The sequence below is a fragment of the Streptomyces sp. NPDC058812 genome, assembly GCF_042744565.1.
Classification (GTDB): domain Bacteria; phylum Actinomycetota; class Actinomycetes; order Streptomycetales; family Streptomycetaceae; genus Streptomyces; species Streptomyces thinghirensis.
The window spans coordinates 140,080-153,255 of record NZ_JBHYOB010000004.1; the positions used below are offsets into that span (position 1 = coordinate 140,080).

Below are 13,176 nucleotides of genomic sequence, written 5' to 3' on the forward strand. Positions count from 1 at the left end.
AGTTAGGCATGCCTAACTACGAGCTGGATACCATGTGACCACGCGCGAGACCCCAAACGCAATATCTTCCCGACGTCTTGTCGGAACGTCCCCCGGACGAGGGGCCTCGGCTCTGACCGGGGGCGACGGCTCGACCCGGGGCGCCGGCTCGACCCGGGGCGCCGGCTCGGGCCCGGGGCGCCGGCTCGGGCCCGGGGCGCCGGCTCAGACGGCGAGCACGCTGAGGTCGGCCGCTGCCCAGCGCTCGCCGATACCCGTCAGCGTCACGTGCCGCACCTCGTCGGTGGTGTCGCCCACGGCCCGGTGGATCCGGAGCTGCAACCGGTCGTCGGTCAGCTCCTCGACCTTGCCCTCCCCCCACTCGACGACGATCACCGAGTCGGACAGGGAAACGTCGAGGTCGAGGTCCTCCATCTCGTCCAGACCGCCCGACAGCCGGTAGGCGTCGACGTGGACGAGCGGCGGACCGTCGCCGAGGGAGGGGTGCACGCGCGCGATCACGAAGGTCGGGGACGTGACGGCGCCACGGACGCCCATGCCCTCGCCGAGCCCCCGGGTCAGTGTCGTCTTGCCCGCGCCCAGCTCCCCGCTGAGCATCAGCAGGTCCCCGGCACGCAGCACTTTGGCGAGCCTGCGGCCCAGTTCCCGCATCTGCTCGGGGGAGGTGACGGTGATCTCGACGCCGGGTGCGGGCTCGGAGGGTTCAGCCGGGCCCTGCGGTGCTGCTGGTGCTTCCATAGCCATCAACGGTAGCCGCTGCCGGCACCGCGCCCGCGCGGGCGAGCAGGTCGGCGAGGCGGTCGGTGACCAACTCCGGATGCTCCAGCATCACCAGGTGCCCCGCGTCGGGGACGAGCACCAGCTCCGCGTCCGGCAGCAGGTCGGCGATCGCCTCGCTGTGCTCGCTCGGCGTGACCAGGTCCCGCACCCCGGCCAGCACGAGGACCGGCAGGCCGGCGAAGTGGGCGAGGGCCGTGGTCTTGTCGTGGTCGTTGAAGGCCGGGTAGTACTCGGCGACCACGTCGATCGGCGTGGACTCGATCATCCGCTCGGCGAAGCGGGCCACGGCCGGGTCGACGTCCCGGGACGCGAACGAGTACCGCTTGATGATCCCGGCGAACAGGTCCGCCGTCGCCCGCCGCCCCTTCTCCACCAGGTCGGCCCGCTGCCCCAGCGCCTTGAGCACGCCCGGCAGCACCCGCCGGACCGCGTTGACGCCGGCCACCGGAAGCCCGAAGTTGACCTCGCCGAGCCGGCCGGAGGACGTGCCGACGAGGGCGACGCCGACGACCCGCTCGCGGACCAGGTCGGGGAGCGCGTCGGCCAGCGCCATCACGGTCATGCCGCCCATGGAGTGCCCGACCAGCACGATCGGGCCGTCGGGCACGGCCGCGTCGATGACGGCCTTCAGGTCGCGGCCCAGGTCCTCGATGGTGACCGGCCGGCCGTCCCGCACCTGGGACACGCCCCGCCCGGAACGGCCGTGGCTGCGCTGGTCCCAGTGCACGGTGCGGACGACGCCCCGCAGGGCCGCCCGCTGGAAGTGCCAGGAGTCCTGGTTGAGGCAATAGCCGTGACTGAAGACGACGGTCACGGGGGCGGGCGCCTTGCGGCCGAACAGCCGCCGCCTGCGCCGGGTGAGCGCGGACTCCGCCTCCGGTTCGACGTCGTCGACCTCGTAGTACAGCTCGGTGCCGTCGTCGGCGTACGCCTTGCCGGGAGTGCCGCGCAGCCCGCCGTAGGGACCTGTCGAGTCGAGGGCGAGCCGTGCCTTCTGGCGCATCCCGCGGCCGACGGTGAGCCGTTCTATCGCCACGCCGGCCGCGGCGCCCGCCGCGACCACGCCTATCGCGACACCGGCGATGCCGGTCGCCCGGCGCCAGCCGCCGGCGGCGACCTCGGTGGCCGCTTCCGTGGCGGAGGCGACGGCCGACACGACGGCCTCCGCGTTGCTCTCGCTCACGTACACCGCTCCTCTTCGCCGGGCCGCTGTGCGGATACCCGCTGGTTGCCGATTCACCTGAACGCGCGTCACGCCGTGTGGGGGCGCGTCACTCGTTCAGATAGACGCGCGGCACGCGGGATCCGATCCGGGTGACGATCTCGTAGCCGATGGTGCCCGCCGCCTGCGCCCAGTCCTCGGCCGTGGGTTCGCCGCGGTCGCCGGGCCCGAACAGCACCGCCTCGGTGCCCGGCTCCGGCCGGTCCCCGCCCAGGTCGACGACGAACTGGTCCATCGCGATCCGCCCCGCCACCGTGCGCCACTTGCCGTCGACCAGGACGGGACCGGTGGAGGAGGCGTGGCGGGGGACGCCGTCCGCGTAGCCGAGCGGGACGAGGCCGAGGGTCGTCTCGCCGGGGGTGGTGTAGTGGTGCCCGTAGCTGACGCCGTGACCGCCGGGGACCTGCTTGACCAGGGCGAGCGAGGCGGCCAGCGTCATCACGGGGCGCAGTCCGAAGTCGGCGGGGGTGCCGATCTCGGGGCTGGGCGAGACGCCGTACATCGCGATGCCCGGCCGTACGAGGTCGAAGTGGGTCTCGGGGAGGGTGAGCGTGGCCGGGGAGTTGGCGATGTGCCGCACATCGGGACGCGCGCCCTGCTGCTCGGCGTAGGCCGTCATCTCCCGGAAGCGGGTGAGCTGGGCGGCGATGGAGGGGTGCCCGGGCTCGTCGGCGCAGGCGAAGTGCGACCAGAGACCGGTGACGCGGAGCAGCCCCTCGCTCTCGGCCCGCAGGGCCTCCCGGACCAGTTCCTCCCAGTCCTCGCCGGGCTGGCAGCCACCGCGGCCGAGCCCGGTGTCGGCCTTGAGCTGCACGCGCGCGGGGAGCCCGGCACGCCGTGCGGCCTCGGTGACCTCGTCCAGGGCCCACATCCCGCTGACGGACACGTCGAGATCCGCCTCGACGGCCTCCCGCCAGGGGCCGCCCGGCGTCCACAGCCAGCACATGATCCGCACGTCGTCCGGCAGTCCCGCCTCCGCGCGCAGCGCGAGGGCCTCCTGCGGGGTGGCGGTGCCCAGCCAGGTCGCGCCCGCCGCGACGGCCGCGCGGGCGCACGGGAGCGCGCCGTGGCCGTAGGCGTCGGCCTTGACGACGGCCATGAGAGCCGCCCCGGGGGCCCGTTCGCGCAGTGCGCGGACGTTGGCCCGCAGGGCGGCCAGGTCGATCTCGGCACGGGCCCGCGTCACCGCGGCCCGCCGAGCAGCTGTCTCACTCATCGTGCCCCCAGTGTCTCAGAGCACCCGCGCCCCGCTTCCGCCGCAGCGCGCCCGGGCCCGCGGCGCCCGCCGGTCGTTCGCGTGCGCCCACCAGTCGTTAGGGTGCCTCGCATGAGCATCATCGGGGTCGGGATCGACGTGGCCGAGGTCGAACGGTTCGGGCAGTCGCTGGAACGCACGCCGGCCTTGGCACGACGGCTCTTCCTGGAGAGCGAGTTGCTGCTGCCGAGCGGGGAGCGCCGGGGCATCGCCTCGCTCGCCGCCCGGTTCGCGGCGAAGGAGGCTCTGGCCAAGGCACTCGGCGCGCCGGCGGGGCTGCACTGGACGGACGCCGAGGTGTACGTCGAGGACAGCGGACAGCCGCGGCTGCGGGTGGCGGGGACGGTCGCGGCGCGGGCGGCGGAGCTGGGCGTGACGTCGTGGCACGTATCGCTGAGCCATGACGCGGGGGTGGCGTCGGCGGTGGTGATCGCGGAGGGGTAGGGCGCGCTGCCGCGGTCAGCGGTGGGCGCGCGACAGGGGCGGGCACGGCTCGGCTGTGGGCAGGGCTCGGCTGTGGGCAGGGCTCGGCGGTGGGCAGGGCTCGGCGGTGGGCAGAGGGCTCGGCGGTGGGCAGAGGGCTCGGCGGTGGGCGCGGATCGCCTCGTCCCGAGGCGCGGCGGGGATCAGTACGATCATCTGTCCATGGACATGGATGCGGGAACCGGCGACGCATGGGCGGAGGCGGAGATCGGGATGGTCTCCGTTCCGCCGGGACGGGTGACCCTGTCGGACCGGCGGACGCGGCGCAGCTGGCCGGTGGAGGTCGCGTCGTGTCGGCTGGCGGCGTTCCCGGTCACGCGGGCCGAGTACGCGCGGGTCACCGGGCAGCGGCCCGCCCCGCGGGAGGAGCGGCTGCCCGTCGCGGAAGTCTCCTGGGCGGACGCGGTCGGCTTCTGCAACTCCCTGTCGCGGCGCGAGGGGCTCCGCCCGGCCTACCGCGTCACCGGCGACGGCGGCGCCGCCTGGGACACCTCCGCCGACGGGTACCGGCTGCCGACCGAGGCCGAATGGGAACACGCCTGCCGCGCCGGGACGGACGGACCGCGCTACGGCGACCTGGACGACATCGCCTGGTACCGGGGCAACTCGCGGGAGCGCGTCCACGAGGTGGGCGGCAGGCGGCCCAACGCCTGGGGCCTGTACGACATGCTCGGCAACGTCTGGGAGTGGTGCTGGGACGTCTACGACGCCGAGGTCTACGGCACCTACCGGGTACTGCGCGGCGGCGGCTGGTTCGACGAGCACTGGAGCTGCCGGGCCTCCGTACGGCGCCGCAGCCACCCGACGTTCCGGGTGGACGACGTGGGGTTCCGCGTCGCCCGTTCGGCCGGCGGAGGTCAGTCGCCCGTCGGCTGAACCCGGATGTGCATCCGCTCGCCCTGTGCCCCGTACAGGGCGATCCACTCGACGGGCCTGTCCCCGGCGTTGGCGATGCCGTGCGGGACGCGGGTGTCGAACTCCGCCGTCTCACCGGCCGTCAGGACGAGGTCGTGCTCGCCCAGGGCGAGGAGCAGGCGCCCGGAGAGGACGTAGATCCACTCGTGGCCCTCGTGGGAGCCCTGGTCGGGGCGCGGGACCGGTTCGGTCCGCGCGGCCGGCGGGGCGGGGAGGATCTGCTTGTACGCGTGCAGCCCGTCGTTGGGGTTGCGGGTGAGGGGGATCCAGGTCTGGCCGTGCCGGGTGAAGGGGCGCGGGTGGACGCGGGGGTCGCCGGTCCGGGAGCCGACCAGTTCGTCCAGGGGCAGGCGGTGCGCCCTGGCCAGCGGCAGCAGGTGCCGCAGCCCCGGCTCACGCTGTCCCGACTCCAGCCGGGACAGCGTGGACACGGAGATGCCGGTGGCGGTGCCGAGCTGGGCCAGCGTGAGACCGCGGGCCTGCCGGATGGCGCGCAGGCGGGCCCCGAGTGAGGTCATCACGCGCATCGTCTCGGCCGTCTCGTCGTCGCCCATGGGACAACTTTCCCCCATGCGGCCCGTGCGGGGCTTCAGCAGGTCGACTGGCTGCTGTTCACCAGGGTGATGTTGCGGAACGTCGTGTTCGTGCCGCAGGGACTCTCGCGGACGGCGGAGTTCGTCACCGTCAGGTTCTGGACGGTGATGTCCGAGTTGTTGGCGAACTCGGAACGGGCCGCGAGCCGGATCTCGCCGCCGCCCGTCACGCTGCCGCTCCGGGCGGCGAGGGTGACGTTGTGGCAGTTCTCGATCAGGACCGAGTTGTTGCCGGTGTTCGAGATGTTCACCCGGTCGATGACCGCGCCGCCGCTCTCCGAGACGCAGAAGACGCCCCGTCCGCCGCCGCGCGCGATCACCTCGCCGACGCGGATGTTGGTCGGGTAACCGTTGCCGACCCGGCCGTTGCGGTTGGCCATGCGGAAGGCCGCGTAGCCGGTACCGGTACCCGCGCCGTCCGCGTCGACCTTGGTGACGGTGGCGTTGATCGTCTGGTTGAGGAGCAGGCCCGACTCGCCCACGTTCCGGGCGGTGACCGTGCCGATGGCGAGGCCGTCCACGCCGTACGTCTCCACGGCGTGGCTGGAGGCGCCGGAGACGTAGACGTCGTCGATACGGACGTTGCGGGTCCACTGGCTGGTGTCGCCGCGGTTGTCGATCCGTACGCCGAGGCCCGAGGAGAGGCGCATGTCGATCTGCCCGAGGACGACGTTCTGCACGTTGCGCATGAAGACGCCGTAGAGCGGGCGTCCCGTGACGTTGAGGTGCTGGACCTCCACGTCCCGGGTGCCGCGGGAGTAGACCGGCGCCTGGTCGCCGGAGCCGCTGCCGGTGACGTCGATGGTGCCGCAGACGTCGAGGACCGTGTAGCTCGGCAGCGAGATGCGCGAGCCGGCGGAGACGGTGCCGGAGCCGCGGACGACGACCCGTTCCTTGGCGGTCCGTCCGGAGGTGAGGCTGTTCACCGCCGCCTGGACGGCGGCTCGCATGTCACCGCCGGTGTGGACGACGGTGCCGCCGCGGCGGGCGGTCCATGTGCTGCCGCTGCGTACGGCCTCGGCCTGGTACGAGCCCTCACCGCAGGCGGCGGTGGCGCGGGCGGGGGCGGCGGTCGCGGGGACGGCGGCCGGGGTGGTGAGGGTGCCGGCCGTGGTGAGGAGGGCGACGGCGCCCGCGGTGGCGAGGAGTGCGGATCTGCGTCTCATGGAGCGTCTCATGCTGCGACTCATGGGGGGATTCGTCCTCTCGTCGAAGCGATCAAGTCGAACGCCATTCGACTGAATCGATTCATCGTGTGGGGTGGGTGGAGTGTGGCAACGGGGCGCGGGAGCGTCAATGGGTACTGCGGGGTACGGGGTCGTGAACGTCCACGGTGTACGGGGAAGACTCGACGGCATGCGGACTGCGTACAGCGTGGAGATGGTCAGGAACGCCGAACGGGAGCTGATGGCACGGCTCCCGGAGGGGATGTTGATGCAACGGGCCGCGGCCGGGCTCGCCGCCGCCTGCGCCGAGGTGCTCGGACGAGTGGCCGGCCGGGTCTACGGCAGCCGGGTGGTGCTGCTGGTCGGGAGCGGGGACAACGGCGGCGACGCCCTGTACGCCGGGGCACGGCTCGCCCGGCGCGGGGCGGGCGTGACGGCGGTGCTGCTCACGCCGGAGCGCGCGCACGGCGGGGGGCTGGCCACGTTGCGCCGGGCGGGCGGACGGGTCGTGGACTCCGGAGCCGGGTCCGGGTCCGGGTCCGAGGCCGGGTCCGGGTCCGAGGCCGGGTCCGGGTCCGCCGGGGAGTTGATCGCGCGGGCCGATCTCGTCGTCGACGGCATCGTCGGGATCGGCGGCAAGGGCGGGCTGCGCGAGGAGGCGGTGCCGCTCGCCGACGCGGCCGCCCGGTCGCGGGCCGCCGTCGTCGCCGTCGACCTGCCGAGCGGGGTCGACGCCGACACCGGGCAGGTGCGGGGGGCGGCCGTACGGGCCGACCTGACGGTGACGTTCGGGACGCACAAACCGGGGCTGCTGGTCGACCCGGCGCGGGAGTACGCGGGGGCGGTGCGGCTGGTGGACATCGGGCTGCCGCTGCCGAACGACGCGGCCGGGCTGGAGGCTTTGCAGCACGCGGACGTCGCGCGGCTGCTGCCGGTGCCGGGGGCCGAGAGCGACAAGTACCGGCGGGGGGTCGTGGGCATCGCCGCCGGTTCGGCCCGTTATCCGGGCGCGGCCGTGCTCGCCGTCGCCGGGGCGCTGCGGGGCGGGGCCGGGGCGGTGCGGTACGTCGGTCCGGCCGGGGACGCGGTGATCGCCCGCTATCCGGAGACGCTCGTGTCGGACCAGGGGCCGAAGCGGGCGGGGCGGGTCCAGGCGTGGGTCGTGGGGCCGGGGGCCGGTGACGACGCCGGGACCGTGGCGGAGGTGCTCGGCGCGGAGGTGCCGGTGCTGATCGACGCGGACGGACTGCGGCTGGCCGACGCGGGGGCCGTGCGGGGGCGTACGGCGCCGACGCTGATGACGCCGCATGCCGGGGAGGCGGCGGCGCTGCTCGGGGTGAGTCGGGAGGAGGTCGAGGGGTCGCGTCTGGCCTCGGCACGGGAGCTGGCGGAGCGGTACGGGGCGACGGTGCTGCTGAAGGGGTCGACGACGGTGGTGGCCGGGTCGGAGGGAGGTCCGGTACGGGTCAACTCGACGGGGACGTCGTGGCTCGCCACGGCGGGCAGCGGGGACGTGCTGTCCGGCCTGGCGGGGTCGCTGCTGGCGGCGGGACTGTCGGCGCGGGACGCGGGGAGCGTGGCGGCGTACGTCCACGGCCTGGCGGGACGTTTCGCGGCGGAGGGGGCGCCGGTGGGGGCACATGATGTCGCGGAGGCGATTCCCCTGGCGTGGCGGGGCGTGCGGGGGGTCTGAGCCAGGGGCATGGTGCGGCGGCGCTTTCCGGGGCCCGTGGGACGGAGCGCCGTAGGGACGACGAAACGCCCCCGGTTCCGCCCCCTCGGCACTCCGCCCACCGACGGCCGACCGAGACCTACTCCACCGTCACGGACTTCGCCAGGTTCCGCGGCTGGTCCACCTCGTTCCCCCGGGCCGTCGCCAGCTCGCACGCGAAGACCTGCAGCGGCACCGTCGCCACCAGCGGTTGGAGCAGCGTCGGGGTCACTGGGACGCGGACGAGGTGGTCGGCGTAGGGGACGACCGCCTCGTCGCCCTCCTCGGCGATGACGATGGTGCGGGCGCCGCGGGCCCGGATCTCCTGGATGTTGGACACGATCTTGTCGTGGAGGACCGAGCGCCCGCGCGGGGACGGGACGACCACGACGACCGGCAGGTCCTCCTCGATCAGCGCGATCGGCCCGTGCTTCAGCTCGCCCGCCGCGAAGCCCTCGGCGTGCATGTACGCCAGCTCCTTGAGCTTGAGGGCGCCTTCGAGGGCGACCGGGTGGCCGACGTGCCGGCCCAGGAACAGCACCGTGTTCTTGTGGGCGAGGGAGCGTGCCAGTTCGCGCACGGGCCGCATCGTCTCCAGGACCTGTTCGACCGCGCCGGAGATACGGGAGAGGTCGCGGACGACGTCGCGGATCTCGTCGCCGTACTTCGTGCCGCGCACCTGCCCCAGGTAGAGGGCGACGAGGTAGCAGGCCACCAGTTGGGTGAGGAAGGCCTTGGTGGAGGCGACGGCGACCTCGGGGCCGGCGTGCGTGTAGAGCACGGCGTCGGACTCGCGGGGGATGGTGGAGCCGTTGGTGTTGCAGATGGCCAGCACCTTGGCGCCCTGCTCGCGGGCGTGGCGCAGGGCCATGAGGGTGTCCATGGTCTCGCCGGACTGGGAGATCGCGACGACCAGGGTCTGCTGGTCGAGGATCGGATCGCGGTAGCGGAACTCGCTGGCCAGCTCCACCTCGCAGGGGATCCGCGTCCAGTGCTCGATGGCGTACTTGGCGATCAGCCCGGCGTGGAAGGCCGTACCGCACGCGATGACGACGACCTTGCCGACCTCCCGGAGTACCTCTGGAGGGATGCGCACCTCGTCGAGGCTGAGCGTGCCCGAGCCGTCGATGCGGCCCAGGAGGGTGTCGGCGATCGCTTTCGGCTGCTCGGCGATCTCCTTGAGCATGAAGGAGGCGTAGCCGCCCTTCTCGGCGGCCGAGGCGTCCCAGTCGACGTGGTAGGAGCGGACGTCGGCCGGGGTGCCGTCGAAGCCGGTGACCGTCACGCCGTCCCGGCGCAGCTCGACGACCTGGTCCTGGCCGAGTTCGATGGCGTCCCGGGTGTGGGCGATGAAGGCCGCCACGTCCGAGGCGAGGAAGGACTCGCCCTCCCCCACACCCACCACGAGCGGCGAGTTGCGGCGCGCGCCCACGACCACGTCCGGCGCGTCCGCGTGCACCGCGACCAGCGTGAACGCGCCCTCCAGGCGCCGGCACACCAGCCGCATCGCCTCGGCGAGGTCGGCGCAGCCGGAGAACTCCTCGGCGAGCAGGTGGGCGACGACCTCGGTGTCGGTCTCGGAGGCCAGCTCGTGGCCGCGCTCCGCCAGCTCGGCCCGCAGGGGGGCGAAGTTCTCGATGATGCCGTTGTGGACCACGGCCACCCGGCCCGCGTTGTCGAGGTGCGGGTGGGCGTTGGCGTCGGTAGGGCCGCCGTGTGTGGCCCAGCGGGTGTGGCCGATGCCGGTGACGGCGGTCGGCAGTGGCCGTTCGGCCAGTTCCTTGTCCAGGTTGACGAGCTTTCCGGCGCGCTTGGCGGTGGCGAGGCCGCCGTCGGCGAGCACGGCGACGCCCGCCGAGTCGTATCCCCGGTATTCGAGCCGCTTCAGCCCGGCCATCACGACATCGAGCGCCGACTGAGATCCCACGTATCCCACGATTCCGCACATGACGGGCAGCCTACGATCAGATCCGGTCGCGAACCGGCCTTCCCGTGCCCGAAATCGGAAATTCCCACCGGGGTACGAACGTCCCGGTGGGAACTTCGGCGGAGCGTCGACGCTGGACTCAGCCGAGCTTGGCGAGCTGGGCGTCGCTGATCTCCGTCGGGAACGGGAAGTCCTTGCCGGTTCCGGCGGCGGCGAGGTTGAGGACGGTGAAGGAGGCGACGGTGGAGCCCTTGCGGGTGACGACCACCTTGACCGGGAACTCGTCGCCGTCATCGCCGACCATCGTCATCGTCATCGCGACCGCCTCGTCGGCGCCGCCGGGCGCCTTGCCCTCGACCACCTTGGCGATCTTGGCCGTTTCACCGACCGCGGTGAAGGTGAAGCCTCCGGCGCACTTGCCGGCGGCCTCCTTCACGTCCTTCAGGACGGCCTCCGCGCCGCCGTCGTCGTAGGTGGCCAGCGTCACCAGGGCCTTGTCCAGGTCGAAGGCGGCACCGATGGCCTCCTCGGTGGTCTCGTCGCCGGACGGCTTCTTCGGGCCCTCCGTCCAGCTCCGCTTCGCGGTCGCCGCCGGCTCGCCCAGCGGGACGCCGGTCTCGGCGAAGGCGAGCGGCTCGCAGGCCTTGTCGCCGCCCTTCACCTTGTCCTTGCTCACGTCGTCCGCCGCGGACGTCTTGGTGACCTTGCCGTTGTCGACGTCCGCCTGCGCCAGCGCGGCCTTCTCCAGCTCGGCGGCGGTGAGCGCCTTGGCGGCCGCGGGGGCCGCCGAGGCGGCCGCGCCGCCCTCGGCCTTGCCGTCGCCGGCCTTCTTGTCGTCGTCGGAGGAGCCGCCGCAAGCGGTGACGAGGAGGGCCAGGGCGGCGGCGGAGGCCGCGAGGGCGGTACGGCGGACGGCGGTCAGTCTCACGTTGGGCTCTCTCTTCCAGACGGCGGAGGTTCCGCACGTATGTGCGAGCACTGTATTCACAGCCGACTGACAGATGATCAGTGATGCGCCACCCGGTATCCGACCGTGACGCCGACGTGATCTTCCGCCATTAGGTGCGGCGGGCAGAGTGACACACCCCACCCGCCGCCCCGTTCGAACTCCGTTAACAATGGACTGTGATCTCTCCGGTCTCCTCGATGCCCCGGAGCGCCCACCGGCAGCGGCCGGAGGCGACTCCCTACGTCGACCTCACCCGCCCCGAGTGGAGCGCGCTGCGCGACAAGACGCCGCTGCCCCTCACCGCCGAGGAGGTCGAAAAGCTGCGCGGCCTCGGCGACGTCATCGACCTCGACGAGGTGCGGGACATCTACCTCCCGCTGTCCCGGCTCCTCAACCTCTACGTCGGCGCCACCGACGGCCTGCGCGGGGCGCTGAACACCTTCCTCGGTGAACAGGGCTCGCAGTCCGGCACCCCCTTCGTCATAGGGGTCGCCGGCTCGGTCGCGGTCGGCAAGTCCACCGTCGCCCGCCTGCTCCAGGCGCTGCTGTCCCGCTGGCCCGAGCACCCGCGCGTCGAGCTGGTCACGACCGACGGCTTCCTGCTGCCCACGAAGGAGCTGGAGGCCCGCGGCCTGATGTCCCGGAAGGGCTTCCCCGAGTCGTACGACCGCCGGGCGCTGACCCGCTTCGTCGCCGACATCAAGGCGGGCAAGGGCGAGGTGACCGCCCCGGTCTACTCCCACCTCATCTACGACATCGTCCCGGACCAGAAGCTCGTCGTCCGCCGCCCCGACATCCTGATCGTCGAGGGCCTCAACGTGCTCCAGCCCGCGCTGCCCGGCAAGGACGGCCGCACCAGGGTCGGTCTCGCCGACTACTTCGACTTCAGCGTGTACGTCGACGCCCGCATCGAGGACATCGAGCACTGGTACCTCAGCCGCTTCCGCAAGCTGCGCGAGACCGCCTTCCAGAACCCGTCCTCGTACTTCCGCAAGTACACCCAGGTGTCGGAGGAGGAGGCCCTCGACTACGCCCGCACCACCTGGCGCACCATCAACAAGCCCAACCTGGTGGAGAACGTGGCCCCCACCCGCGGCCGGGCCACCCTCATCCTGCGCAAGGGCCCCGACCACAAGGTGCAGCGGCTGAGCCTGCGCAAACTGTGACGGCGCCCGTCCCAGCCGGTAGAAATGCCGGATGCTGCATCTGCGCCTGATCACCCCGGCCGACCGCACCGACGAGGTGGTCCGGCTGATCGACCGGACGGTCGGCACCACCCACCTCGTCGTCCTGCCGGGCGCCGCCCGCGAGCCCGAGGGCGACGTCGTCATGTGCGACGTGGCCCGCGAGGCCGGCGACGAACTCATCAGCCGGCTCCGGGGGTTGGGCATCGACAGCAGCGGCGCCATCACCGCGGAGAACATCGACCTGTCGTTGTCCGAGCACGCCGACAAGGCGGAGCGGGACGCGCCGGGCGAGCCCGCCGACGCGGTGCTGTGGGAGCAGCTGGAGGAGGCGACGCACGAGGAGTCGACCCTCTCCATCACCTACGTCGCCTTCATCACCCTCGCCACGATGATCGCGGCCTGCGGCGTGGTGCTCGACAACGCCATCCTGATCGTGGGCGCGATGGCGGTCGGACCGGAGTTCGGCCCGCTGGCCGGCGTCTGCACGGCCATCGTGCAGCGGACCCCGCGACTGGCCCTGCGGTCGGCGATCGCACTGCTGGTGGGATTCGCGGCGGCGATGGCGGTGACGGTGGCGTTCAGCTGGGTGATGGACGCCTTCGGCCTCTTCAGCGAGAGCAAGCTCGACGCCGACCGGCCCAACACCGGGTTCGTCTACGCCCCGGACTGGTTCTCGTTCGTGGTGGCCCTCCTCGCCGGAGTGGCGGGCACGCTCTCGCTGACCTCCGCCAAGTCCGGCGCCCTGGTCGGCGTCGCCATCTCCGTCACCACGGTCCCGGCCGCCGCGAACGCGGCCGTCGCCCTGAGCTACGAGGACACCAAGCAGACGGTGGGCTCCACCGAGCAGCTCCTGCTGAACCTGGGGGGCATCGTCCTGGCCGGCACTCTCACGCTGCTGGCTCAGAAGGCTCTGTGGGCGACTCAGCGCAACCGATTGACCAAACCGGACAACGCCGGATGAGGAGACCTGCCTGGGGGCGCGGGGAAC

Annotated in this window: 12 protein-coding genes; 5 read left to right on the top strand and 7 right to left on the bottom strand. The window is 72.9% G+C overall.

Annotated features, from left to right (window positions below):
• Positions 1-204: 204 nt before the first annotated feature.
• The 3 genes from tsaE to alr form a co-directional block, all read right to left on the bottom strand.
• Positions 205-738, bottom strand: coding sequence for a tRNA (adenosine(37)-N6)-threonylcarbamoyltransferase complex ATPase subunit type 1 TsaE (gene tsaE / locus ACFW48_RS10130; protein ID WP_386312390.1), 534 nt, complete (start codon positions 736-738; stop codon positions 205-207).
• Positions 704-1,963, bottom strand: coding sequence for an alpha/beta fold hydrolase (locus ACFW48_RS10135; protein ID WP_386312392.1), 1,260 nt, complete (start codon positions 1,961-1,963; stop codon positions 704-706). Before ACFW48_RS10135 ends, tsaE begins: the two co-directional genes overlap by 35 nt.
• An 88-nt stretch (positions 1,964-2,051) precedes the next feature.
• Positions 2,052-3,218 (bottom strand): alanine racemase, encoded by a 1,167-nt coding sequence (gene alr / locus ACFW48_RS10140; RefSeq protein ID WP_386312395.1) that lies wholly within the window; start codon positions 3,216-3,218, stop codon positions 2,052-2,054.
• Between the two features lie 111 nt (positions 3,219-3,329).
• Between alr and ACFW48_RS10145 the strand changes: the two genes are divergently transcribed.
• Positions 3,330-3,701 carry a holo-ACP synthase gene (locus tag ACFW48_RS10145; RefSeq protein WP_386312397.1) on the top strand — a complete coding sequence of 124 codons (372 nt, stop codon included), beginning with the start codon at positions 3,330-3,332 and terminating at the stop codon, positions 3,699-3,701.
• Positions 3,702-3,908: 207 nt separating this feature from the next.
• Entirely contained in the window at positions 3,909-4,616 is a 708-nt protein-coding gene (locus ACFW48_RS10150; protein WP_386313047.1) for a formylglycine-generating enzyme family protein, read from the top strand.
• On the opposite strand, the gene ACFW48_RS10155 is transcribed toward ACFW48_RS10150, so the two are convergent.
• Together ACFW48_RS10155 and ACFW48_RS10160 are read right to left on the bottom strand one after the other, a co-directional pair.
• Positions 4,598-5,209 (bottom strand): helix-turn-helix domain-containing protein, encoded by a 612-nt coding sequence (locus ACFW48_RS10155; protein ID WP_386312400.1) that lies wholly within the window; start codon positions 5,207-5,209, stop codon positions 4,598-4,600. The two genes, ACFW48_RS10150 and ACFW48_RS10155, sit on opposite strands and share 19 nt — an antisense overlap.
• A 35-nt stretch (positions 5,210-5,244) precedes the next feature.
• Complete coding sequence (locus ACFW48_RS10160) at positions 5,245-6,414, bottom strand: hypothetical protein (RefSeq protein ID WP_386312402.1); 1,170 nt, start codon at positions 6,412-6,414, stop codon at positions 5,245-5,247.
• Positions 6,415-6,604: 190 nt separating this feature from the next.
• Here ACFW48_RS10160 and ACFW48_RS10165 point away from each other — a divergent pair, with 190 nt between their 5' ends.
• Entirely contained in the window at positions 6,605-8,107 is a 1,503-nt protein-coding gene (locus ACFW48_RS10165; protein WP_386312405.1) for an NAD(P)H-hydrate dehydratase, read from the top strand.
• Positions 8,108-8,225: 118 nt separating this feature from the next.
• Here the strand turns inward: ACFW48_RS10165 and glmS are convergent, their stop codons facing one another.
• On the bottom strand, positions 8,226-10,073 hold the full coding sequence (gene glmS / locus ACFW48_RS10170) for a glutamine--fructose-6-phosphate transaminase (isomerizing) (RefSeq protein WP_386312408.1): 1,848 nt from the start codon (positions 10,071-10,073) through the stop codon (positions 8,226-8,228).
• A 118-nt stretch (positions 10,074-10,191) separates the two neighbouring features.
• The gene (locus ACFW48_RS10175) at positions 10,192-10,980 is read right to left on the bottom strand and encodes a hypothetical protein (protein WP_386312410.1); all 789 of its coding nucleotides are present in this window, start codon (positions 10,978-10,980) and stop codon (positions 10,192-10,194) included.
• A 218-nt stretch (positions 10,981-11,198) separates the two neighbouring features.
• Here ACFW48_RS10175 and coaA point away from each other — a divergent pair, with 218 nt between their 5' ends.
• Together coaA and ACFW48_RS10185 are read left to right on the top strand one after the other, a co-directional pair.
• Positions 11,199-12,167 carry a type I pantothenate kinase gene (gene coaA, locus ACFW48_RS10180; RefSeq protein WP_386313048.1) on the top strand — a complete coding sequence of 323 codons (969 nt, stop codon included), beginning with the start codon at positions 11,199-11,201 and terminating at the stop codon, positions 12,165-12,167.
• A 31-nt stretch (positions 12,168-12,198) separates the two neighbouring features.
• Positions 12,199-13,149, top strand: a complete 951-nt coding sequence (locus ACFW48_RS10185; protein ID WP_386312411.1) for a DUF389 domain-containing protein — start codon at positions 12,199-12,201, stop codon at positions 13,147-13,149.
• Positions 13,150-13,176 lie beyond the last annotated feature (27 nt).